The 23,633-nt window shown below is 46.4% G+C and carries 20 protein-coding genes; 9 read left to right on the forward strand and 11 right to left on the reverse strand.

Annotated elements, in window-relative coordinates:
* Positions 1 to 9: 9 nt before the first annotated feature.
* On the forward strand, positions 10 to 1,497 hold the full coding sequence (locus PG915_RS16215) for an aldehyde dehydrogenase (RefSeq protein ID WP_353499464.1): 1,488 nt from the start codon (positions 10 to 12) through the stop codon (positions 1,495 to 1,497).
* A 67-nt stretch (positions 1,498 to 1,564) separates the two neighbouring features.
* Here the strand turns inward: PG915_RS16215 and PG915_RS16220 are convergent, their stop codons facing one another.
* The 10 genes from PG915_RS16220 to PG915_RS16265 all read right to left on the reverse strand — a co-directional run bounded on the left by PG915_RS16220 (position 1,565) and on the right by PG915_RS16265 (position 11,070).
* Positions 1,565 to 1,792: a hypothetical protein gene (locus tag PG915_RS16220; protein WP_353499465.1), complete on the reverse strand. Its 228-nt coding sequence runs from the start codon at positions 1,790 to 1,792 to the stop codon at positions 1,565 to 1,567.
* A gap of 41 nt (positions 1,793 to 1,833) precedes the next feature.
* Positions 1,834 to 2,946, reverse strand: coding sequence for an NADH:flavin oxidoreductase (locus tag PG915_RS16225; protein WP_353499466.1), 1,113 nt, complete (start codon positions 2,944 to 2,946; stop codon positions 1,834 to 1,836).
* A gap of 206 nt (positions 2,947 to 3,152) precedes the next feature.
* Positions 3,153 to 3,536 carry an MAPEG family protein gene (locus PG915_RS16230; RefSeq protein WP_353499467.1) on the reverse strand — a complete coding sequence of 128 codons (384 nt, stop codon included), beginning with the start codon at positions 3,534 to 3,536 and terminating at the stop codon, positions 3,153 to 3,155.
* 56 nt (positions 3,537 to 3,592) lie between these two features.
* A complete protein-coding gene (locus PG915_RS16235; RefSeq protein ID WP_353499468.1) occupies positions 3,593 to 4,135 on the reverse strand; it encodes a cupin domain-containing protein in 543 nt (180 codons plus the stop codon).
* Between the two features lie 45 nt (positions 4,136 to 4,180).
* Complete coding sequence (locus PG915_RS16240) at positions 4,181 to 5,023, reverse strand: ABC transporter permease subunit (protein WP_353499469.1); 843 nt, start codon at positions 5,021 to 5,023, stop codon at positions 4,181 to 4,183.
* Positions 5,020 to 5,937: a putrescine ABC transporter permease PotH gene (potH, locus tag PG915_RS16245; RefSeq protein ID WP_353499470.1), complete on the reverse strand. Its 918-nt coding sequence runs from the start codon at positions 5,935 to 5,937 to the stop codon at positions 5,020 to 5,022. Before potH ends, PG915_RS16240 begins: the two co-directional genes overlap by 4 nt.
* The gene (gene potG, locus PG915_RS16250; protein ID WP_353499471.1) at positions 5,934 to 7,076 is read right to left on the reverse strand and encodes a putrescine ABC transporter ATP-binding subunit PotG; all 1,143 of its coding nucleotides are present in this window, start codon (positions 7,074 to 7,076) and stop codon (positions 5,934 to 5,936) included. The genes potH and potG overlap by 4 nt, the downstream gene beginning before the upstream one ends.
* 53 nt (positions 7,077 to 7,129) lie before the next feature.
* Positions 7,130 to 8,239 (reverse strand): extracellular solute-binding protein, encoded by a 1,110-nt coding sequence (locus PG915_RS16255; RefSeq protein WP_353499472.1) that lies wholly within the window; start codon positions 8,237 to 8,239, stop codon positions 7,130 to 7,132.
* A 76-nt stretch (positions 8,240 to 8,315) separates the two neighbouring features.
* Positions 8,316 to 9,680, reverse strand: coding sequence for an aspartate aminotransferase family protein (locus tag PG915_RS16260; RefSeq protein WP_353499473.1), 1,365 nt, complete (start codon positions 9,678 to 9,680; stop codon positions 8,316 to 8,318).
* 58 nt (positions 9,681 to 9,738) lie between these two features.
* A complete protein-coding gene (locus PG915_RS16265) occupies positions 9,739 to 11,070 on the reverse strand; it encodes a glutamine synthetase family protein (RefSeq protein ID WP_353499474.1) in 1,332 nt (443 codons plus the stop codon).
* Between the two features lie 288 nt (positions 11,071 to 11,358).
* On the opposite strand from PG915_RS16265, the gene PG915_RS16270 reads away from it, so the two are divergent.
* The 8 genes from PG915_RS16270 (at position 11,359) to choV (ending at position 21,859) form a co-directional block, all read left to right on the forward strand.
* On the forward strand, positions 11,359 to 12,717 hold the full coding sequence (locus PG915_RS16270) for a glutamine synthetase family protein (RefSeq protein WP_418643005.1): 1,359 nt from the start codon (positions 11,359 to 11,361) through the stop codon (positions 12,715 to 12,717).
* Between the two features lie 14 nt (positions 12,718 to 12,731).
* Positions 12,732 to 14,009: an NAD(P)/FAD-dependent oxidoreductase gene (locus PG915_RS16275; protein WP_353499476.1), complete on the forward strand. Its 1,278-nt coding sequence runs from the start codon at positions 12,732 to 12,734 to the stop codon at positions 14,007 to 14,009.
* 976 nt (positions 14,010 to 14,985) lie between these two features.
* On the forward strand, positions 14,986 to 15,582 hold the full coding sequence (gene betI / locus PG915_RS16280) for a transcriptional regulator BetI (RefSeq protein ID WP_353499477.1): 597 nt from the start codon (positions 14,986 to 14,988) through the stop codon (positions 15,580 to 15,582).
* Positions 15,583 to 15,602: 20 nt separating this feature from the next.
* Positions 15,603 to 17,063, forward strand: a complete 1,461-nt coding sequence (gene betB, locus PG915_RS16285; RefSeq protein ID WP_353499478.1) for a betaine-aldehyde dehydrogenase — start codon at positions 15,603 to 15,605, stop codon at positions 17,061 to 17,063.
* Positions 17,064 to 17,084: 21 nt separating this feature from the next.
* Positions 17,085 to 18,776, forward strand: coding sequence for a choline dehydrogenase (gene betA, locus PG915_RS16290; protein WP_353499479.1), 1,692 nt, complete (start codon positions 17,085 to 17,087; stop codon positions 18,774 to 18,776).
* A gap of 35 nt (positions 18,777 to 18,811) precedes the next feature.
* Positions 18,812 to 19,750, forward strand: a complete 939-nt coding sequence (locus PG915_RS16295; RefSeq protein WP_353499480.1) for a choline ABC transporter substrate-binding protein — start codon at positions 18,812 to 18,814, stop codon at positions 19,748 to 19,750.
* Between the two features lie 76 nt (positions 19,751 to 19,826).
* The gene (gene choW / locus PG915_RS16300) at positions 19,827 to 20,669 is read left to right on the forward strand and encodes a choline ABC transporter permease subunit (protein WP_112462552.1); all 843 of its coding nucleotides are present in this window, start codon (positions 19,827 to 19,829) and stop codon (positions 20,667 to 20,669) included.
* A gap of 2 nt (positions 20,670 to 20,671) precedes the next feature.
* Positions 20,672 to 21,859, forward strand: a complete 1,188-nt coding sequence (gene choV, locus PG915_RS16305) for a choline ABC transporter ATP-binding protein (RefSeq protein WP_353499481.1) — start codon at positions 20,672 to 20,674, stop codon at positions 21,857 to 21,859.
* A gap of 519 nt (positions 21,860 to 22,378) precedes the next feature.
* Here the strand turns inward: choV and PG915_RS16310 are convergent.
* A complete protein-coding gene (locus PG915_RS16310; RefSeq protein ID WP_353499482.1) occupies positions 22,379 to 23,473 on the reverse strand; it encodes a methyl-accepting chemotaxis protein in 1,095 nt (364 codons plus the stop codon).
* Positions 23,474 to 23,633: the final 160 nt, after the last annotated feature.

Consider the following 23,633-nt stretch of genomic DNA (forward strand, 5'->3'; position numbering starts at 1 on the left):
AGGATATTTATGGACAACATGACATGGCATGACAAGGCAGAGGCATTGAGTTTTCGAACTCAGGCATTCATCAATGGTGAATTTGTCAATTCGGCTTCCGGCGATACGTTTGAAATTATTAACCCAGCAACTGGGCATTCACTTGCCCACGTAGCTCGCTGCAGTGAGCAAGATGTTAATAGCGCAGTTGAAGCAGCGCGTGCGGCATTTGAAAGTCGCGTGTGGAGTGGTTTAGCACCTAGTGAAAGAAAAGCGATTTTGCTCAACTATGCCAAGCTGATCGATGAGCATAAAGAAGACTTCGCGCTGCTCGAGTCGCTGGACATGGGCAAACCAATATCGGATGCAATGGGCTATGACGCTCCAGCAACCGCGCGCTGCATTCAATGGAACGCGGAAGCCATAGATAAGGTGTACGATGAAGTTGCTCCTGTTACTGAAGATGCACTAGCTCTAGTCACCAGAGAAGCACTAGGTGTGGTGGCTGCGATAGTGCCGTGGAACTTCCCAACTGTCATGGCAGCATGGAAAATTGGTCCAGCACTTGCCACTGGTAACTCGGTTATCGTGAAGCCGTCTGAGAAGTCTCCGTTGACTGCTATCCTTTTGGCCGATCTTGCCAAACAGGCCGGGATCCCAGCAGGCGTATTCCAAGTACTCCCAGGATTTGGGCACGAGGCGGGACAAGCGTTAGCCCTTCATAACGATGTTGATTGTATCACCTTTACTGGCTCCACCGCTGTCGGAAAAAAACTACTCTCCTTTGCCGGAGAATCAAATCTCAAACGCGCCTTTATGGAATGTGGCGGTAAAAGTCCCCATATTGTGCATTACGATGTCAAAGACATAGAAAAAGCAGCTGCTACCGCTGCGTCCGCTATTTGCTATAACCAAGGCGAGGTGTGTACTGCAGGCTCTCGTTTGCTCGTTCACTCTTCGATTAAAGACGAGTTTGTCGCACTACTATTGAAATACATGGAGAACTGGCAGCCTAATGACCCGCTTCTAGAAAATACCCGCGTTGGAGCAATTGTTGATGCCGCTCAGTACGAGCGCGTGCTTAGCTACATTGACATTGGTAAAAATGAAGGTGCGACGCTCGCATTTGGTGGTCAACCCACTATGACACAAACAGATGGCTACTTTATTCAGCCAGCTGTGTTTACCGACGTCACATCGGATATGAGGATCTTCCAAGAAGAAATTTTTGGTCCTGTTCTTTGTGTTACCACCTTCGACTCGATCGAAGAAGCGATCACCCTCGCCAATGACAGTGACTACGGCTTAGCGGCAGGAATCTGGACTTCAGATATTTCTACAGCGGTTCGCTGCTCTCGAGCTCTCCGTGCGGGTACCGTGTTCGTCAATAACTGGGATGGTGGCGATATGACCATGCCATTCGGTGGTTATAAACAAAGTGGCAATGGCCGTGATAAATCTCTTCACGCACTGCACAAGTACACCGAAATGAAGTCGACATGGATTGAGTTGGATTAGATCGTCACATTGTTTCGCATGAATCATCTAGGTGCTCAACTCTTTGAGCACCTTTTGGTTTACAAGGTTACATCTGTTGAAGTTGAGACATGATTTCGCCTACAGCAGGGATCACTGAAAACACCAATAACCCCGCCATAAAGTAGTTAAAGATAGCCATACCTTCGGCCGAATTAAGTACGCGCTTTAACAAAGAGCCAAATAGCAGCCAAACACCGACACACTTAATAATAAAGTGCAGACTAGGGAACAGCTCAAGCAGTTGTGCGAAACAAAAACCGACAAGCAATAGCATTAACCCATTTAGGGCAAGTGGTAGCTGACTATTTGATAGGCTTACAGCCTAGCCAGTTGCGCTTTTCTATCTTTGTTTACCACGCAGAAGTTACCACGCTTGGTACGGCACTTAGAGCAGCGCTCGCACTCAACAGGCGCTCGGTCTCCCTCTTTCCACCTCTTAATGAGTTTCGGTTCAGAAAGTAATGGACGTGATAGTGCGAAGTATTGAATGTCTGTCGTATTGGCGAGTACTTCGATGGCACCAATGTCGGTTAAACCACCAACCGTTATAACGGGAATCGACACATCCTGACTTACGATATGCCCATACTCGTGGAAGTAGCCCTCTTCTTGAATAGTAAAGCCATCATGTTCTTCACCTATCATCGTATTGGCTTTTCCGTGGATATTGCCAGAGATCACAATGGCATCGACACCGACTTCGTCGAGCTTCTTGCACACTTTGCGGGTCTCTTCAAACGTGAGGCCCCCGTCAAAAAACTCAGTGGCAGTCAGCTTAACCAAAATCGGAAAATCACTACCCACCAGATTCCGGCATTCACGATATATCTCAAGCAAGAAACGCATGCGGTTTTCTAAACTACCACCATATTCATCATCCCGACGATTGTAATACGGGCTTAAGAACTGGTTAATAAGGTACGTGTGCGCTGCGTGAATTTCCACACCATCAAAGCCCGACTGTTTGGCTCTTAATGTCGCTTTCGCAAACGCAGCAACGATGTAATCAATATCTGATTTGGTCATCGCTGTACCTTGGGTTTGAGTCCCCATCTCAGGTACATCACTCGGTGCAAAGATAACGCGCTCGCCGACATTATAGGTCGTCTTGGTTCCGCCATACGCTAACTGCATAACGATTTTTGAGTCGTTGTCGTGAACCAAACTTGTCAGCTTTTGGTATTCTGGGATAAACGAATCGTTGTACATCCCCATCATACCGGCGTTGGGTTTTTCTTCTTCAACAATATTGGCATAACCAGTGACGATCAGGCCGACCTCACCTTGGGCTAATTCTTTATAAATGGAATACAACTTATCCGTCATGTGACCATCTTCCGTAGCCATGTTTTCCCAAGTCGCGCTTCTCATAAAGCGATTCTTAAGTGTCAATTTGCCAATACGGCTTTCTGTGAACAAGTGGCTCAAGTCCTATCCCCTCAAAGTATCGTTAAGCTTATTGCTGGAATAATGCAGCGAGGCGGGATAGTACAGGGAATGTGGGCGGGAAATATTAATCTAGATTAAGGAATTGACGCACTGAATGGTTAATTGTAGATGAACGTCCTTACGAAGTGTTCACTGCTACACGGCACGGAGAAACCATCGATTACTATACGTACTAAATAGTAGTTTCACAAACACTGTCCCATAATGGCAAACGAACATGCTATCGCGATAAACCATGAGATCGAACGCAGTGTGCTCTTATCAATTAAATAAAGGACGTGATAAATCACGCGAAACACAATATGCACTATTGCGAGTGTTTGCACGCTCTCAGTCACAGTGTCGGTGGCTACCGCTAGTAAGATAGCTATCCCAAATACCAATAGAGATTCAAAAGCATTCTGATGTGATGCTAGTGCTCGCGCACCAAAGCCTTCTAAACGAGATTGCTGTTCTCTGGGGTGGTTATTGTCGTATCCACCCTCTTTTGCCATCGCGATCGCCAATGGGATTTTGACTAGGTAGGGAAGAAATGAGGCAAAAATTAAACAAAGAATGAGTACCGTCACGTGAATGTCCTTATTCGTGGGTATTAGGCTGAACTACTTAACGCCATTATTCGCGATTAGAACGTCGGGGGAGTCGCTGCACTTATCAATTCACACTCAACTTTACCCCTATTACGAAAACGGTGCGGCTTTCGAGTTTCGAAGTAGTAAGAATCGCCAGCTTTGAGGACACGGGTTTGACTGCCAACGGTAATTTCGATTTCACCACGGATGACAACGCCGCCTTCCTCTCCTTCATGCTGCATGAAGTCGGTACCGGTGTCGGAACCGGGTGGGTAGATTTCGCGGAGGATAGCAAGTTCTCTTCCTTCTCGTTTGGCACCGACAAGCAGCATTTTGATGGTGCCGTCGCCTAAGTCTGCCATTTGATCGGCATTGAAGAAGATCTCATCTTTGGGTTCCACGTCTAGAGTGAAGAACTCACCCATAGAGATTGGAATAGCGTCGAGAATCTTTTTGAGTGAACCCACTGAAGGGTTCACCAAATTTTGCTCAATTTGAGAGATCATGGAGTTGGTAACACCGCTTCGCTTTGCTAGCTCTCGCTGCGATAGGCCGCGCATTGTACGAATGGTTTTTAGCTGTTTCCCTACATCCATGAATCTCTCTCCAAATTGATTTAATTATCAGCTAGTTAATTCCGTTTACTGCTGACTCATCTTCATTTCTAGCAGCCTACGCTTTTCTGCCTTTGCCATCAACCACCACGCGATAAATGTGGCACATGAAACCGCTAGTATCGTGAGCGTCGCCAGTGCATTGATCTTAGGGCTCACCCCAAGTCTGACGCTGGAGAACACCACCATAGGTAAAGTCGTTGCACTTGGCCCTGACACAAAACTCGCAATCACGAGATCGTCTAAAGACAAGGTAAACGCCAGCAACCAACCCGCCAAAATTGCCGGTGCAATAGAAGGTAGCGTAATTTGAAAGAACACCTTCCAAGGCGGTGCACCTAAGTCCATCGCGGCCTCTTCAATTGAGCGGTCGACTTCTTGAAGCCGTGAGCTAACAACTACCGTGACATAAGCAGTGCAAAACGTCACATGGGCTATCCAGATGGTCATCATGCCGCGTTGGCTGAAGATATCGAACACCTGCCCCATTGCAATAAACAAAAGCAACAATGACAAACCAGTAATCACTTCTGGCATCACCAAAGGCGCGGTAATCATAAACGCAAAGCCCGTCTCTCCTTTGAACTTTCCAAACCGGTTAAGGACAAAGGCGGCAATGATGCCTAGAACCACAGCAGCACTTGCCGATAGGAACCCAATAATCAGACTGAGCTTCACACCACCCATTAATAAGTCATCTTCAAGCAGCTCAAAATACCATTTGAATGAAAATCCAGACCAAACCGTTACCAAGCGGTTCTCGTTAAACGAGTAGATGATCAGAATCAGAATTGGTAGATAAAGGAACGCAAAGCCCACGCCCAATATCACCCATTTAAGTTTGCTGTTGTAAACTGGGATGTCGTTCATCCTTGAGCCTCCAATTCACGTTTTTGATAGCGGTGGAACCATAGAATTGGCAGCATCAGAATAAGCAGCATCACTATGGCGACGGCGGATGCCACAGGCCAGTCTCGGTTGTTGAAGAACTCTTGCCACAAGACCTTACCGATTAGAACGGTATCGGGCCCACCGAGCAACTCTGGGATAACAAATTCACCTACGGCTGGAATAAACACCAGCATAGAGCCTGCGATGATGCCCGCTCGTGTCAGTGGAACCAGCACGGTAAACAGCGTTGTCATTGGTTTAGCGCCCAAGTCGCTCGCGGCTTCAAGTAGCGAATAATCGACTCGCATTAGCGCTGTGTACAGCGGCAACACCATAAACGGCAAGTAGGTGTAGATAATGCCAATATAAACAGCCGTATCTGTGTGAAGGATTTGCAATGGCTCGTCAATAACGCCAGACATCAGCAAGACATTATTAAGCAGTCCGTTATTTTTTAGGATACCTATCCATGCGTAGACTCGGATCAGGAAGCTCGTCCACGAAGGTAGGATAATGAGCATCAAAAGCACATTACGAGTACTTGGCGTAGAGTGAACAATTGCCCACGCAATCGGAAAACCAATGATAAGACACAACGACGTCGAGACAAAGGCGATACGAATCGACTGAATATAAGAAGACGCATAGAGATCATCTTCAATCAGGTACTGGTAGTTCCCTATATTGAGCAGTAATTGCAGCTGTTGCTCAGCATAACTCAGTAGCTCTGAATAAGGCGGGATGGCGATCTGTACTTCTGCAAAACTGATCTTAAATACGATAAGAAACGGCAGCAGAAAGAACAGTAGGAGCCAACCGTATGGTACGGCGAGTAGTAGACACTTAGGTGTCGGTACAATGCTCCAAATATTAAGTTTGGCTGGTTTCTTCATATCTTGAGTACCACACAACTTTCCTTGTCCCAGCAAAGATTGACTCTTTGCTCCCATGTAGGCATTCCTTTCCTAACGCGACTGGTATTTTGCAATGTTGCGGTCACCAGTTTACCGGAGTCGAGTCTGACGTGATAAATCGACTGGTTGCCCATGTAAGCAATATCTTCAACAATGCCACTGCAATGATTTGGCGACGGATTCATAGGGTCGCACAGTGTGATTTTCTCAGGCCTAACAGCAATCGACACTGAAATACCTGGCGCACCAGAGATACCGTGACTGATGGAGATAGGGTTGCCCATATCGGGAGTGCGAACGGTTGAATGGTCGGCTTCATTGGTTTCAAGCACGCCTTCAAAGATGTTGACCGAACCAATAAATTTCGCGGCAAATTTGGAGTTCGGGTGCTCGTAAATCGACTCTGGCGAACCAATCTGTACGAACTGCCCTTTGTTCATAATGGCGATGCGGGTTGCCATAGTCATGGCTTCTTCTTGGTCGTGGGTTACCATTACACAGGTTACGCCGACACTTTCTAGGATATCGACCACCTCAAGCTGCATCTTTTCTCTAAGGTTTTTATCCAGTGCACCCATTGGCTCATCGAGTAGCAATAGTTTTGGTTTTTTGGCTAGACTTCTTGCCAACGCGACACGTTGTCTTTGTCCACCTGATAGTTGATGCGGCTTACGCTTGGCAAAATCCGTCATTCGTACCAACTCGAGCATGTGCTTCACTGTCGCGTCGATCTCTTTGCTTGGCATGCCGTCTTGCTTCAGACCAAAGGCGATGTTCTTCTCCACCGTCATGTGTGGGAATAGCGCGTACGATTGGAACATCATGTTCACTGGTCGTTTGTAAGGCGGAATGTCTGCCAGATCTTCACCATCTAGGATAATTTGGCCGGCGCTCGGCTGTTCAAACCCTGCCAACACACGCAATAGCGTCGATTTACCGCAACCAGAAGCACCCAATAGCGCGAATAGCTCACCTTGATTGATGGTGAGATCGATGTTGTCCACGACAACGTGACCGTCGAAATCCTTGGTCAGACCTCGAATTTCCAATAGTGGTTTTGGTGGCACTGGGGCAACGTGTTGATGGTTAAGCTCTGTGTCGAGTGACATCACTGTCATGGTAGTCTCCAAGCAAACGGGGCGACCCAAGTTGGGTCGCCAAAATTGACTTATCAGTTTTTAAGGAAGTCGGTCCAAGCGCGAGTCATGGCACGAGATGTTTTGTGTGGCAACATCTTCGAGCTATATAGCTTCGCTTGCGCTTCTTCTGTTGGGTAAATTCCTGGATCGTCTAGAATTTCTGCGTCAATAAACTCACGCGATGGTGGGTTCGGGTTCGCATACCAAACATAGTTACTGATCTCAGCAATCACTTCTGGACGAAGTAGATAGTTGATAAACAAGTGAGCATTCTCTGGGTGCTTCGCCTCCTTTGGAATCGCCATTAGGTCGAACCAAGCCAAAGCGCCCTCTTTAGGAATCGAGTACGCGACTTCTACACCATTGTCCGCCTCAGCAGCGCGATCAGCCGCTTGAAGAACGTCACCAGACCAACCGATCGCTACACAGATATCACCGTTTGCTAGGTCATTGATGTATTGCGATGAATGGAAGTACGTCACGTATGGACGAACTTCTTTAAGCAACGCCAATGCGTCTTTCTTGTAGTCATTTGGATCGGCACTGTTTGGATCCTTGCCGATATAATTCAGCGCAGCCGCCATGATTTCGGTTGGCGCATTCAAGAAGCCGACACCACATTTACTGAGCTTTTCCATGTTCTCTGGCTTGAACACGAGATCCCAGCTGTCGACAGGCGCATCTTCGCCAAGTACTGCTTTCACTTTCTCAACGTTGTAACCGATGCCCGTCGTACCCCATAGGTAAGGGACTGAATAGTCGTTACCTGGATCAACGGTGTCCGCAAGAATACCCATCAGTTTAGGATCAAGGTTCTGATAGTTGGTCAGCTTAGACTTATCGAGTTTTTGGAAAGCCCCCGCTTTCGCCTGACGACCTAAGAAGTCGTTACTCGGTACAACAAGGTCAAAACCTGTATTGCCCGACAAGATCTTCGCTTCTAACACTTCGTTTGAATCGAATACGTCATACACAACTTTGATGCCGGTTTCCGCTTCAAACTTCGCTATGGTGTCTTCTGCAATGTAATCTGACCAATTGTAAATGTTGAGGACTTTTTCCTCAGCAGCAAAAGATGTCATTGAGGTAAGCCCCATTGTCATCCCTAACGCCACACCAAAGTATGCTTTTGCTTTCTCCATTTGGATCTCCGTTTCCTGTTTGCTCTTTGGTTAATACCTTTATTGTGCTTTTCTAGGTATTGGGTAGTCTCGTCGGCTACTGCGAAACGTCGGCGAGTGTTTTGTCGAGTGCGAGTTTTGCTTTTTCGATGAATTCATCGATCTCGTCTCGGGTAATAATTAACGGTGGCGAACAAATCATGGTGTCCCCTACCGCTCGAAGAACGACACCTGAGTTAAAACAGTTCTCACGACAGCGCGTCCCTACATCGAGGTCTTTGTGATATCGCTCATTGGTTTGTTTATCTTTGACCAGCTCAATCGCACCAACCAGACCTTTGGTTCTTGCTTCACCGACCATTGGATGCTCTAAAAGCTCACTCCAACGTGACGCAAAGTAAGGCGCGGTATCTTCGCGAAGTTGGTTGATGATATTGCGGTTCTGCATCTCCTTGATATTGGCAATGGCAACCGCACAGGCAGCTGGGTGACCTGAGTAGGTAAACCCGTGGGCAAACTCAGTGTCTGCATCCGTCAACACCTTTGCAACGTGGTCTCGCACCATCACACCACCAAGTGGCAGATAGCCCGAAGTAATACCTTTTGCCATACACATGAGGTCTGGTTTGATGTTGTAAGTTTGGCTTGCAAACCACTCACCTGTTCGTCCGAAACCACAGATCACTTCATCAGCAATCAGAAGAATTTCATACTTATCACAGATACGTTGAATTTCTGGCCAGTAGCTGTCTGGTGGGATAATCACGCCACCAGCACCTTGGATAGGCTCAGCGATAAATGCAGCGACATTCTCTTCGCCAAGTTCAAGGATCTTCGCTTCAAGCTGACGTGCTCGCTCCAAGCCAAACTCGTCAGCATCCATCCCTTGACCTTCACCGAAGTGATACGGCTGATCAATATGGGTAATATTTGGCAATGGCAAACCACCTTGCGCATGCATAAACGCCATACCACCCAGGCTTGCGCCCGCCATCGTACTGCCGTGGTAGGCATTCTTACGGCTAATGATGGTTTGTTTGTTTAGCTTACCTAAGCTTGTCCAATAGTGGCGAACCATGCGAACAACGGTGTCGTTACACTCAGAGCCTGACCCGGTAAAGAACACATGATTCATCCCTTCTGGTGCTACTTCAGCAAGCAGCGTCGAAAGCTCAACAGCAGGTGGATGAGTAGTCTGGAAAAACAGATTGTAGTAAGGCAACTCTTTTAACTGATTCGTCGCCGCTTCAATAAGAGGCTCACAGTTGTAGCCCATATTCACGCACCAAAGCCCCGCCATTCCATCTAAGATTTTGTTGTCGTGTTCATCATAGATGTAGATGCCTTCTGCACGAGTAATGACTCGTGACCCTTTGTCATTTAGTGCTTTGAAGTTAGTAAATGGATGCAAGCAGTGTGCGCTGTCTTGCTCTGTCCATTTTGATCCGTTTTGTACTGACATAAATTAATTTCCATTTCCTGCTGTTTAATTAATGCTCTTTTCGATAGCTTTGCCTTAGTTACACGTTTAAAAGTAAGAATTCTCGCTCCCAAGAACTGATGACTTGGAAGAAGGTCTTGTACTCCTTGCGTTTGATTGCCACATAAGCCGATACAAATCGATCGCCTAAGATTTCTCGTAGTTCATCACTGTTCTCAAGCAGAACAAGCGCATCTTCTAGATTGTGAGGAAGCGAGTATGGTTCGGTTGTCATATCGCCTGTACTCTTTTCCGTTGGTGTGAGTTTTTCTTTCATACCAAGGTAGCCACACGCTAAGGTCAGAGCCATTGCTAGATATGGGTTAGCATCTGCGCCCGCGTAGCGGTTTTCTAAACGCCTTGAATCACGATCAGACACTGGTACACGAAGGCCAACGGTACGGTTGTCTTCACCCCAAGCCACATTGGTTGGTGCTGAATCACCGAATACCAAACGGCGGTAGGAGTTCACGTTTGGAGCAAAGAACGCAATCGCCGCTGGCGTATATTTCTGCATGCCGCCGATGTAATTCAAAAACAGTTCGCTGTTTGAACCATCTTCGTTTGCGAATAGGTTTTTGCCTTTACCATCAACCAAGCTTTGATGGATGTGCATTGCACTACCCGGTTCGTCTTCCATTGGTTTTGCCATAAAGGTCGCGTAAACATCGTGTCTTAATGCCGCTTCACGCACTGTACGTTTAAATAGGAAAACTTGATCCGCTCTGTCTAGTGGCTCGCCGTGGTCAAAGTTAAGCTCCATCTGCGCTGCGCCAGACTCATGAACTAAAGTATCTACATCCAAACCCTGCGCTTCGCAGTAGTCGTACATGTCTTCGAAAATAGGGTCGAACTCGTTAACCGCATCGATACTGAATGACTGCCTCGCTGTTTCCGGGCGACCATTGCGACCAATTGGCGGCTCAAGTGGGTAATCCCAATCAAGGTTTTTCTGAACTAAGAAAAACTCCAGCTCTGGCGCGACAACTGGGTGCCAGCCTTCTTTCTCGTAAAGACTTAACACACGACGCAATACCGCTCGCGGAGAGATATCGACTGGGTTTCCTTCTACGGTGTAGCAGTCATGAATCACCTGTGCCGTAGGCTCTTTAGTCCAAGGCACAAATCGAATCGTGTTTTGGTCGGGCTCCAGTGTCATGTCCTTCTCGGTCAGGTCGATCATACTTTCATCGTCTGGCCAATCGCCGGTTACGGTCTGGAAAAAAACCACTTCGGGAAGACGCATGCCCCCTTCTCGAAGGAATTTTTTCGCTGGCATGATTTTGCCTCGAGCGTTACCGGTGATATCCGGGATCAAACACTCAACTTCAGTAATACGGTTCTCTTCTATCCATTTCCTAATCGTTTCCATAAATCCTTCTTTTCGTTACTCGCTCAACGAATTTATCAATAAGCTCCCATTTAGCATTGGCACCGACCTGTATAAATGTCAAACAATGATGTTAATTATTTTGCAACTTTTGAGATGGCGATTAACATTTTAGATACATTAGTGTTGTGTTTTACTGAACATTGTGTCTATGGTTAAAAAGCAACCAACACGGTCAAGCCCAACTTAGGGCTTGATATATAAGGAATCGTTGGGAAAAGTGGAGGAGCCACAGTGGGAACGAGTCAACTTGCGAGTAGCGCAGACAACATCGAACCAATTCAACTTGGTCACGAAAAGCTTACAATTGAACGATTTATTGAACAGCACCCAGATGTCACCAGTTTGGATTTGATCCTGTTCGATATGAATGGAGTCGTTCGTGGCAAGCGTGTCCCCATCACCCAACTCAGCAAAGTTTTAGAACAAGGTATTTGTCTGCCCGCATCGGTTTTCGCACTGGATATTTGTGGTGAGACAGTTGAAGAAACCGGGCTTGGTTTTGAAAAAGGCGACGGTGATAGGATCTGTCGAATGGTAACAAGTTCACTCACGACCACGCCGTGGCAAGAGAACAGCGCCCAAGCCATCGTAACTATGTTTGAGCCAACTTCAAATCAACCTTTCTTCGCCGACCCAAGACATGTACTGGAAGTTCAACTAGAGAAATTTACTAGCAAAGGACTCAAGCCTTGTATCGCAGTTGAGCTTGAGTTCTATCTTCAAGATCTCGAAACAGACGAAGCGGGCAGCCCACAACCACCACTCATGCCAATCAGCGGCGAGCGTATGACACAAACACAGGTGTATTCTCTAGAAGAGCTGGATGAGTTCAAAGCTTTCCTGGATGAGATCATCAGTACATGTGAAGAACAAAATATCCCGGCAGAAAACATTACTGCCGAGTACGCACCTGGGCAATTCGAGGTCAACCTTAAGCATACGGACGATGTTCTGTTAGCCTGCGACCATGCCATGCTGTTAAAGCGCGTGGTTCGAGCAGTAGCGAAAAAGCATGGCTTCTATGCCAACTTTATGGCGAAGCCTTATACAGAGTATGCGGGCAACGGCTGTCACGTGCATATCAGCCTGCGAGATGAAACCGGTGCCAATGTTTTTGGTGAAGATGAAAGCATTCTTCTGAACGCCATTGCTGGCGTATTGGCACACCTTGAAGATAGCATGGCCATCTTCGCGCCTAACGCTAACTCTTATCGCCGACTTCAGCCTAATATGTTTGTTCCGCTGCACGCAACTTGGGGCTGGGATAACCGAACCGTTGCAGTACGAGTACCCGCAAGTGGTCAATCAGACAAGCGTATCGAACATCGACTCTCTGGCGCCGATGTTAACCCCTACCTCACCGTCGCGGTGTTGCTCGCGTCTATTCTCGACGGCATCGAAAACAAACTCACTCCACCACAGCCAATAGAAGGTGACGCTTCTTTGCTAGAACTTCCAATGCTGCCTATCTCTTGGGATATGTCACTGCATGAGTTCGCTAACAGCCAGTTTATGAAGCGCAGCTTTGGTGAAGAATTCTGCAAGGTTTACTTAGCAAACAAAAAACATGAGCAAGCTCGCTTCTCGGCGCAAGTCTCACCATTAGAATATCAGTGGTACAAGTAAAGTAAGGATACAAAATGAAAGTGAAGCACACAGACTCCTATTACGCGGCATCGCGAAATCAGCAATTCGATTTTCCTAAACTGATGGGAGATCATGTTGCCGACGTCTGTGTTATTGGCTCCGGAATCACCGGAGCCACCGCCGCACTAGAACTTGCTAACAAAGGCTTTAAAGTTATTGTCCTAGAAGCCAATCGTGTTGGCTGGGGCGCTTCTGGTCGAAGCGGTGGTCAAGCTATCTTTGGCTGGGCATCCGAACAAGACACCTTAGAAAAGATGGTCGGCAAATCCGATGCACGAAAGCTATGGGACATTTCAGTTGAAGCGTTAACGCTGACCAAGTCTAACATCAACAAGTACAATATTGATTGTGATTGGCGTGATGGCATGGTGCATGTGGGCGTCAAACGTCGCCATGATAAAGAGCTCAAAGCTTGGTATGACGACCTCACTGAAAACTACGGATATGAATCCCTAGAAATGTGGGATCAAGAAGAGACCCGCCACCGCATAGCGAGCGACAAATACACCTCTGGAATGTTCGATAGCAACAGTGGTCACCTGCATCCACTTAATTACACCCTTGGATTGGTTAATGCAGCCAAACAAGCGGGCGCAGAGTTTTATGAAGATAGCGCCGTGACCAAAATCGAACACGGTGATCCTGCTACCCTATTCACAAAAAACGGCACCGTAAAAGCCAATCACGTCATCCTCGCTTGTAACGCCTATATGGATGGTTTGGAGACTAAGTTAGAAAACAAAGTCATGCCTGTAGGTACTTATATCTGTGCCACTGAGCCTTTAGGTGAAGAGGTCACCGGGGCGCTTATGAAAGATCACATCGCTGCTTGTGACATAAACTTCGTATTAGATTATTTCCGCTGCTCTGGCGATCACAGGATGCTATTTGGCGGACGAGTCAGCTACTCAGGCATGGCACCTTTCAACCTAGAAAAAGCCATGCGCGGACGAATGGTCGACATATTCCCTCAGCTATCCGACGCAAAGATCGATTATGCATGGGGTGGTAATGTCGCCATCACCATGAACCGCGCGCCACACTTTGGCCGCCTAAAACCTAATGTCTATTTTGCCCAAGGCTTTTCCGGTCACGGCATCGCAGCGACGGGGATGGCAGGCACACTCATGGCTGAGTGCGTAGCAACCACCGCAGAACGCTTCGCGATTTTTGATAAGATCCCGCATATGCCATTCCCAGGCGGGAGGCTGTTTAAGACACCGGCATTGGTGCTAGCGATGTCCTACTATAGAGTAAGAGACATTCTTTAGAACATTTAAACTGGAGCCAGCATCAATATCACTGGCTCCTTCGCTCTCCTAAAAACCACACCACTCTCTGCTCACATAATCCACGCCAATCACGCACCACGAGAAAGAAAGTTCTTCCCCTAGAACACTATTCACAACCGCGTTAGCTGCGAAACTCAACATAGAGGGAGCTAGAAGGGGTAACGATCGACTAACTGCTTTTTGCACCTAACGCTATCCCATCTTTGGCAACTGCTCTGTTATCAATACGAGTTACCTACAACTGATCAATTGAATAATGTGACATCCCCAAAACTAGATCTACATCTCATTAATTGCATTTGTAATACATTAATATTAATGACATTCTAGAACACACCGTGCTTCTAGAATCGGCTGAGTCGCAAATGCGACTGAATGCCCTCATTATCTCGTTCGACCCCAAGCGATAGAGGTAAACCAAACCTACTTGATAAGAATAAGAGCATTGCCTATCGAGCAATGTTCACTTACACCCTTAGTTAAAGTGAGCGTCACGTGCTTTGACTTTGGATCTCCTAATGTCGTTTAGCCCTCGCACTATTACAGGTGGTGCGAGGGTCTTTTATGTATGACAGTATCCCGTTTGGAAATCCAGATTGCGCTCGCCAGCTCCCACAAATTAATAAGACCTCAAAACATTTTATATCAGTAAATTTGGCATCTAAACCAGCCTTCAATCACTATCAAGTGACATTAATGAATAGCATGCGTCCAGAGCTAGTTGTCATGACGTCACCAACCAGTAACAAAACCACTCAAACTTCTGTTTTAACGAAACAAAACATCAAGTCTTTGCAATTTCATTCGTCTATCTACCAAGCCAACAAAAGTAGCATCAATGTTAACTATTGGTTTGTTTTTCACATGAGTTTCACACAAATCATTTGAGGTCTAACTAAATTTTCGTTACGCTATATTTAACTAACCGTTCAATTAAAAATAAAAAGGATACAAAATGCCGAAAGTTGGCATGCCCGAAATCAGGAAGCCTCAACTTGTCAAAGCAACGATGGCGGTTATCGATCGCGTCGGGTTGCATGCGGCAAGTATTGCGTTAATCAGCAAAGAAGCAGGCGTTTCTACTGGAATAATCAATCATTACTTTGGTGGTAAGCATGGGCTGCTTGAGGAAACGATGCGAGAAATCCTGCGTCAGCACTCAACGACCATTACATCAAAACTTGCCCAGTTATCTAGCTCGGCTCACCAGCAGAGAATCATTGCGATTGTTGATGGAAACTTTGTTGGCTTTCAGGCAGAAAACCAAGTTGCTAAAACTTGGCTAGCGTTTTGGTCATACTCAATGCACGACGACAAGTTAAAACGCCTCCAGCACGTGAATGAAAAGCGCTTGCTCTCCCACCTTAAAATTGAACTCAAGGGACTTTTAGATGCTCCGCAAGCAGACATTGTTGCTCATGGTATCGCTGCTTTGATTGACGGTATTTGGCTTCGTGGCACGCTCAACCCGCAAGGCATAGATGCCGACAAAGCACGAGTGATCATCAACGATTATCTCGACAAACAACTCACTTTCTATTCCCAAAAATAACTCTAAAGTCAGATCTTCAAATGGATATGAAAACACTATTTATCGATGGAAAAGCGCAGTCAGCAACGTCTGGCGAAAGCTTTGTTACTTATAACCCCGCCAATGGCGAGCCGCTAGCGACCATCGGCCTTGCAAGCCAACAAGACCTTGATCAGTCGGTCGAGTCTGCTAAGCGAGGCTTTGCCGTATGGTCAGCGATGAGCCCTGTCGAGCGCAGCCGAATTTTGCTTAAAGCTGTATCAATTCTGCGCGAACGTAACGACGAACTGGCTGCACTTGAAGTGGCAGACACAGGCAAACCTATTCAAGAAGCGATTGAAGTTGATATTGCAACCGGAGCGGATGTTATTGAATACTTTGCGGGTCTTGTGCCTGCTATGCAAGGTGAACAGCAGCCATTGAGTGAAAGCCAGTTTTTCTACACTCGCCGCGAGCCACTAGGCATTTGTGCTGGCATTGGCGCGTGGAATTACCCGATTCAAATTGCGATGTGGAAGTCTGCGCCGGCTCTAGCTGCAGGCAACGCTATGATCTTCAAGCCTTCTGAAGAAACCCCCCTTACTGCACTCAAATTGGCAGAAATCTTCACTGAAGCGGGATTGCCTGATGGCGTGTTCAACGTTGTCCAAGGTGATCACCGTGTTGGTCAAATGCTAACGGCTCATCCAGATATCGCCAAAGTGTCATTCACTGGTGAATCAGGCACAGGCAAGCAAGTGATGGCTGACAGTGCGAAGACACTAAAACAAGTTACGATGGAACTGGGTGGCAAGTCACCAATGATCGTATTTGACGACGCCAAGCTCGATAATGCGGTTTCTGCTGCGATGGTCGCTAACTTCTACACGCAAGGCGAAGTATGCACTAATGGCACTCGTGTATTTGTCCATGAGTCGATCTGTCCGCAATTTATTGAACAGCTAAAAGTTCGTACAGAAAAGCTCGTTGTCGGTAACCCAATGGATATGGACACTCAAATTGGCGCACTCATTTCCAAAGACCATTTGAGCAAAGTTCTACAAGCCATTGAAAGTGCAAAAGAGAGTGGTGCAACACTGCTAACGGGTGGCTATCAAGTGACTAACAATGGCCTAGAGCGCGGTAACTTTGTTGCACCAACCGTGTTTGTTGACTGTGATGACAGCATGCCGCACGTCCAGCAAGAAATCTTTGGCCCTGTCATGTCGGTACTTAAGTTCAAAGACGAGCAAGAAGTCATTGAGCGAGCGAACAAAACCGACTACGGTCTAGCAGCCGGAGTGTTTACCCAAAACCTATCTCGTGCTCACCGCGTTATTCATCAGATGCAAGCGGGTATTTGCTGGGTCAACACCTGGGGAGATTCGCCTGCTGAAATGCCAGTTGGTGGATACAAGCATTCAGGCATTGGCCGAGAAAATGGTCCAGAAACTCTTAAGCACTACACCCAAACCAAGAGTGTTTTAATAGAGCTTGGCGATTACGCCAGCCCTTACGCCTAACTCAAATCACGGAGAGATTAAATGATGCAACGCTACGATTATATTATCGTCGGCGCGGGTTCGGCCGGCTGTGTGTTGGCGGATCGGCTAAGTGAAAGTGGTCAACATCAGGTTCTACTGCTTGAAGCGGGTGGCTCCGATCAGAGTATTTTCATCCAGATGCCCACTGCCCTTTCTTACCCAATGAATACCGAGAAATATGCTTGGCAGTTTGAGACTGTTCAGGAGAAAGGCCTCGATGGCCGTCAGCTTCATTGTCCACGCGGTAAAGTACTTGGCGGCAGTTCATCCATCAACGGTATGGTATATGTGCGCGGTCATGCTTGTGACTTTGATGAATGGGAAGAGCACGGCGCAAAAAACTGGAACTACCAAACCTGCCTACCCTATTTTCGTAAAGCGGAAAGCTGGATTGGCGGCGAAGATAATTACCGTGGTGGTAGTGGTCCTGTTGGTACGTGCAATGGCAATGACATGAAACGTAACCCACTTTATCAAGCCTTCATAGATGCAGGTAAAGAAGCGGGCTATCCAGAAACTCAAGACTACAACGGTTATCAGCAAGAGGGCTTTGGCCCAATGCACATGACAGTTGATGGCGGTGTGCGAGCTTCAACCTCCAACGCTTACTTAAAGCGTGCACTAAAACGCCCTAATCTGACGCTAATCAAGGGGGTCGTCGCACACAAAGTCCTCCTTGAAAACAAGCAAGCGATAGGCGTTGAATTTGAAAAATCAGGCGCTGTTAAACAAGCGTTCGCCGATCAAGAAGTCATTTCAAGTGCCGGCTCAGTGGGTTCAGTCCAGCTATTGCAACTCTCAGGCATAGGCCCGAAAGCTGTATTGGAACAAGCGGGGGTTGAGCTTACCCACGAACTGCCAGGTGTGGGTGAAAACTTGCAAGATCACCTTGAAGTCTACTTCCAATATCATTGCTCTCAGCCTATCACGCTTAACAGCAAGCTTGGGCTTATTAGCAAAGGCCTCATCGGCACTGAATGGGTTTTAACGCGCAAGGGCTTGGGGGCAACCAATCACTTTGAATCGTGTGCGTTTATCCGCTCGCGCGAAGGGTTGAAATGGCCGAATATCCAGTATCACTTCTTACCTGCTGCTATGCGTTATGACGGCCAAGCTGCCTTTGATGGTCACGGCTTCCAAGTTCACGTTGGCCCAAATAAACCGCAAAGTCGCGGATCCATTGCCATTACCTCCGCCGACCCTAAAGACAAGCCGAAGATCGAATTTAACTACATCTCTACAGAACAAGATAAGCAAGACTGGCGAGACTGTATTCGCCTCACTCGTGAAATCTTAATGCAGCCAGCAATGGACGATTATCGTGGTGAAGAGATTCAACCAGGTAGCAAGGTTGCAAGTGATGCCGCTATCGACCAGTGGGTGAAGGAGAATGTCGAAAGCGCTTATCACCCTTCGTGCAGCTGCAAAATAGGCGCCGATGATGACCCAATGGCGGTATTGGATGAATACTGCCGCGTAAGAGGAATTCAAGGTTTACGTGTTGTTGATTCATCCATCTTCCCAACGATTCCAAACGGCAATCTCAATGCGCCCACCATCATGGTGGCTGAACGTGCCGCCGACATGATTCTGGGTCAACCAATGCTTAAATCGACCAATCAACTGGTTTGGATCGCACCAGATTGGCAACAAAAACAAAGAATTAACGCTCCAAGTAGAGAGCTAAATTAACCTCAAAAGTCAGTAACCATTACAAGGAAAACACCATGTCTATGATGACAAAAACACTGTCAACCCTCGCTTTAAGTAGCCTCGCGATGAACGCTTATGCCAATCAATGTGAAACGGTACGTTTTGCTGACGTAGGTTGGACAGATATCACCGCCACCACAGCGGTTACGTCTGAACTACTCAAAGGCTTAGGCTACCAAACCAAAACGGATTTACTGTCTGTCCCTGTTACCTACTCTTCAATGGCGAACGGTGATATCGATATCTTCCTTGGCAACTGGATGCCAACAATGGAGGGAGATATCGCTAAATACCGTGAAGCTGGCACAGTAGAGACCGTTCGTGCCAACCTCGAAGGGGCAAAGTACACCCTAGCGGTCCCTAAATACGTTTATGACGCTGGAGTAAAAAGCTTTGCGGATCTTGCAAAGCATGCTGACAAATTCAAAGACCGCATCTACGGTATTGAGCCAGGCAATGACGGCAACCGCCTCATTCAATCAATGATCGATAGTGACGCATTTGGTCTGAAGGAATTCAGCCTAGTTGAATCAAGTGAAGCAGGTATGGTGTCTCAAGTCACGCGTGCTGTGCGCCGCAACCAATGGATCGTCTATCTTGGCTGGGCTCCACACCCAATGAACAGCAATATCGAGATGGCTTACCTAGACGGCGGCGATGACTTCTTTGGTCCAAACTATGGCGGAGCCAATGTTTACACCAACGTCCGAAAAGACTACCTAAATGAGTGCCAAAACGTCGGTAACTTGCTAAAAAACCTGGAATTCAGCTTAGAAATGGAAAACGAGCTGATGGAAGCGATCTTGAACCAAAATGTGAAACCTGCGAAAGCAGCTCAGCAGTGGTTGAAAGCGAATCCACAACAAGTTGAAGCCTGGTTAGAAGGTGTGAAAACGCTAGCTGGTGAAGACGCTCAAGGCGCAATAAACAGCTACATCAACTCAAAAGCTTAACGAATGATGTGCTTGGTGGGCACCTCGCCCACCTCTTGTCACACGCTAGAATAATCATTACCACAAAGGCTGTATTGTGAATTTTATTACAGACAACAAAATCCCACTGGGTCGATGGATGGAAGCAGGGGTTGATTGGTTAACCTTTAATGCGGCGGGTCTATTTGATGCGATTGCTATTTTCCTCGAGACCATCATTCTTTTTGCTGTCGATATTTTTAAGTGGATGCCTCCAGCAATGCCCATTGCGATTACCGCAGCACTTGCTTGGTACTTGCACCGTAGTATTCCACTCGTTTTATTTGTTATTGGTGCTCTGCTCACCATTCTTAATCTTGGCTACTGGCAAGAAATGCTAGAAACCTTTGTTTTGGTTTTTGCCGCGACAACGATTTCTGTATTAATTGGCGTCCCTGTAGGGATCATGGCCGCACACCGTCCTTGGTTGTATACCATTTTGAGACCGATCCTCGATTTAATGCAGACAGTCCCGACTTTCGTTTACCTGATCCCAACCTTGGTTTTATTTGGGCTTGGTATCGTACCGGGGCTGATCTCTACCATTATTTTTGCCATCGCGGCGCCAATTCGATTGACGTATCTCGGCATCACAAAAGTGCCAGAAGAACTCGTTGAAGCGGGCAAAGCGTTTGGTGCAACTCGCATGAAGCTACTATTCAAAGTCGAACTACCCGCAGCAATGCCAAGCATAATGGCTGGTGTCACTCAGTGCATTATGTTGTCGCTTTCTATGGTAGTGATTGCTGCCCTTGTTGGTGCTGATGGCCTAGGAAAGCCTGTGGTTCGAGCGTTGAATACAGTGAACATCTCCCAAGGCTTTGAGGCAGGACTGGCTATTGTTCTTGTGGCAATCATCCTCGATCGTCTGTGTAAATCACCAAACCAAAAGGAAGCTTAATCATGGATGCGATTACTATTCGAAACCTCGATGTCGTGTTTGGTGACAAACCACAATTGGCACTAGATCAATTAGATAGCGGCAAGTCTCGCCAAGAAATTATCGATGAAACTGGTCAAGTTGTCGGTGTTGATAATGTCTCTATGTCAGTCAAAGAAGGGGAAATTTGCGTTCTCATGGGACTCTCAGGCTCGGGGAAATCCAGCTTGCTTCGTGCTGTGAATGGATTAAACGAAATTTCTCGTGGCAACCTTGAAGTCAAAAATGGCGAGGCTCAAGTCGACCTCGCTAGTTGTGATGAAGACACCTTACGCCATTTACGGACTCACCGGATATCTATGGTATTTCAAAAGTTTGCTTTAATGCCTTGGCTAACTGTCCTTGATAACGTGGCATTTGGTTTAGAGTTGCAAGGTGTAGGCAAATCAGAACGCCGCATGAGAGCGCGCGAACAACTTGAAATGGTTGGTCTGTCAGAATGGGAAGATAAGTATCCTCACGAACTGTCTGGCGGAATGCAGCAGCGTGTTGGTCTCGCAAGAGCATTTGCGATGGATACCGATATCTTATTGATGGACGAGCCATTCTCAGCACTTGATCCCTTGATACGCGCCCAGCTTCAAGACGAGCTCATCCTGCTGCAAGAAAAACTCAACAAAACCATTTTGTTCGTCAGCCATGACCTCGATGAAGCGCTGAAAATTGGCAACAACATTGCAATCATGGAATCTGGTCGTTTGATTCAACATGGAAAGCCAGAAGAGATTATTCTTAATCCTGAAAACGATTATGTGCGTGATTTTGTCGCGCATACCAACCCTTTGAACGTGCTGAAGGGGCGCTCGTTGATGCAACCCACCAGCGAGCTAAAACGCGAAGACTCACGCTTACAAGTTTGTTGCAGCCAGCAGGTGTGGGTAGAACAATCTTCAGACTCACTTTCATTGGTTCAACAGCCCGGCCTGAGTTTGTTGGAATGGGATAGCGAGCAGCACAAGCTGGAAGACGTTTCCCCTTCTACAGTCGTTGTTGTAAGCCCTGATATAGCCATGCGAGATGCTATTGAACTCAAACACCGTAGCGGGCAGCCAATTTTGCTCTCTGAACAGGGTAAGCTGTTAGGTGTACTCAATGATAACGAGCTCTATCGTGCTCTATTAGGCAACTATAAAAGCACAAAAGCCGCATAATGCCGCTAAATTGCGCATCGTGGTATTTGAACAAAGAAACGCCCAAAGCTAATAGCTTTGGGCGTTTCTTTGTTCAATAGTGTGTCCTACTCAATGAGTTATACGACACTGGTCAATTATCTATTCCACACCCAATGTCGGAGGACAATAGACTTTGATCGGAAACGCACCTTTTCAAGAAATCATTGGGCTATAAAAAGCTAAAGTTTGATCACTTTCTGAAACGTTTTTGGACATTAGTAGCACATTTGCCGAATTTGTCGTCATTCCGCACTCGATGCGGAATCTACTGAACGCGCACACCTAGAGTTAAAAATTGGTTATCGGTGATTTTTATTCCCTAACAAAAGGTTCTGGCACACAAAAGGTTCTGGCAAATCTGAAACGTTGGTGGACATTTATGGGTTAGATAAACAAAAGAGATCGACCCAACCTGGATTATTTTCGGCTGGAACTGATAAGTAAGGAGGCAAAAATTTTTTAGCTGTCAGGGTTGGGCTGAATGAGTAAAAATGAATGTTATATCGTTTCAGTTTCGATAATTTCATTCATTAAACGATCGATTCCAAAGACAACTTGTACACTTGCGTCTTCCATAGCTTTAACTGACGCTTTTACCCCCTCAACATCACCAGATGCTGCTTGATTCAGTGCTTTACGACCATTGTCATGCACCTCTTTATGAGGCTTTTCAAGCAATTGATAACTTCTCAGGTGGTTGTAAACTCTGCCATCTCCACGATAATACCATTGACCTAAGCGACACTCTGAATGAGTATTGAGCGTTTCGTAGAAGGCACCACTTTGTAGTAAACGATAAGTGTTAACTTTCCACAAAACGTGGTCTAGCTTCACAGAATCTAAGAAAGCGCGGGTGGAAGCAATATGAATAACTTGCTTCATATTTTCTGACTTTACAACGACTTCATTCACAATAGCGCTGATTTGAGCAGAAGATGCTGAAACTTCTTCTGCACAAACTTGGTTTTCATCAATAGAAGCTTTAATTGTACTTACTTGGATTAAAACTTGTTTTACCAAGGAATCAATTTTTTCACTGGCTTTGCTTGCCTTACCCGCAAGGGTCCTTACCTCATCTGCTACGACTGCAAACCCACGTCCAGCATCTCCTGCGCGTGCGGCCTCGATGGCAGCGTTTAATGCAAGCAAATTGGTTTGGTCAGAAATCTCTTGAATGGTAGATACAAGGTTCGAAATAGCTCCCACAGTGTGATCTAATATATTCACAGCCTCAAAACTTTGAGAAACTTGAGTGCTGATACTAACAGCGCGATTGTCTAGACGTATTAATGCTTGATGTGTTTGCTTAAACATATCATCCATTTGTTGACGTTCCAGGTTTTCACGAGCCATCGATTTAGCATTTTCAATCATTTTCGTTTGAATAGTTTCAAGCATATCTCCACCTTTCAAACAATCAGATAGCATTTCATTGCTGTTTTGTTGCTCTTCCTGTACTGATTGAGCAATCTTTTGAGATTTTTTAAGCTGATTTTCTAGGAAGCTCACATCCGCATTGTATTTCTTTTGTAAATCAACTAACTCTTGTTTTAGTTGTTCATTTTCTAATTTAATTCGCTTTGTTCCAAACATAAAATGCCTATTACAAGTAGAAGAGTTATTTGGGAAGGCAATTTATCAGTTTTAATATGATGCACAATACCAAACCTTGATGCACAGAATTAATAGCATTCAAACATCCAATAAACCAAGAGTGAACAATTAAATTAAAGCGTATATTAATTATGCTTTT

The sequence above is a fragment of the Vibrio sp. CB1-14 genome (assembly GCF_040412085.2).
Classification (GTDB): domain Bacteria; phylum Pseudomonadota; class Gammaproteobacteria; order Enterobacterales; family Vibrionaceae; genus Vibrio; species Vibrio chaetopteri.

Excerpts from the sequence above, each read along its gene's own strand:
- PG915_RS16215 (WP_353499464.1), top strand. The coding sequence starts at position 10 with ATGGACAACATGACATGGCATGACAAGGCAGAGGCATTGAGTTTTCGA.
- PG915_RS16220 (WP_353499465.1), bottom strand. The coding sequence starts at position 1,792 with ATGCTATTGCTTGTCGGTTTTTGTTTCGCACAACTGCTTGAGCTGTTC.
- PG915_RS16235 (WP_353499468.1), bottom strand. The coding sequence starts at position 4,135 with ATGGATGTAGGGAAACAGCTAAAAACCATTCGTACAATGCGCGGCCTA.
- PG915_RS16240 (WP_353499469.1), bottom strand. The coding sequence starts at position 5,023 with ATGAACGACATCCCAGTTTACAACAGCAAACTTAAATGGGTGATATTG.
- potH (WP_353499470.1), bottom strand. The coding sequence starts at position 5,937 with ATGAAGAAACCAGCCAAACTTAATATTTGGAGCATTGTACCGACACCT.
- potG (WP_353499471.1), bottom strand. The coding sequence starts at position 7,076 with ATGACAGTGATGTCACTCGACACAGAGCTTAACCATCAACACGTTGCC.
- PG915_RS16255 (WP_353499472.1), bottom strand. The coding sequence starts at position 8,239 with ATGGAGAAAGCAAAAGCATACTTTGGTGTGGCGTTAGGGATGACAATG.
- PG915_RS16260 (WP_353499473.1), bottom strand. The coding sequence starts at position 9,680 with ATGTCAGTACAAAACGGATCAAAATGGACAGAGCAAGACAGCGCACAC.
- PG915_RS16265 (WP_353499474.1), bottom strand. The coding sequence starts at position 11,070 with ATGGAAACGATTAGGAAATGGATAGAAGAGAACCGTATTACTGAAGTT.
- PG915_RS16275 (WP_353499476.1), top strand. The coding sequence starts at position 12,732 with ATGAAAGTGAAGCACACAGACTCCTATTACGCGGCATCGCGAAATCAG.
- betI (WP_353499477.1), top strand. The coding sequence starts at position 14,986 with ATGCCGAAAGTTGGCATGCCCGAAATCAGGAAGCCTCAACTTGTCAAA.
- betB (WP_353499478.1), top strand. The coding sequence starts at position 15,603 with ATGGATATGAAAACACTATTTATCGATGGAAAAGCGCAGTCAGCAACG.
- betA (WP_353499479.1), top strand. The coding sequence starts at position 17,085 with ATGATGCAACGCTACGATTATATTATCGTCGGCGCGGGTTCGGCCGGC.
- PG915_RS16295 (WP_353499480.1), top strand. The coding sequence starts at position 18,812 with ATGTCTATGATGACAAAAACACTGTCAACCCTCGCTTTAAGTAGCCTC.
- choV (WP_353499481.1), top strand. The coding sequence starts at position 20,672 with ATGGATGCGATTACTATTCGAAACCTCGATGTCGTGTTTGGTGACAAA.
- PG915_RS16310 (WP_353499482.1), bottom strand. The coding sequence starts at position 23,473 with ATGTTTGGAACAAAGCGAATTAAATTAGAAAATGAACAACTAAAACAA.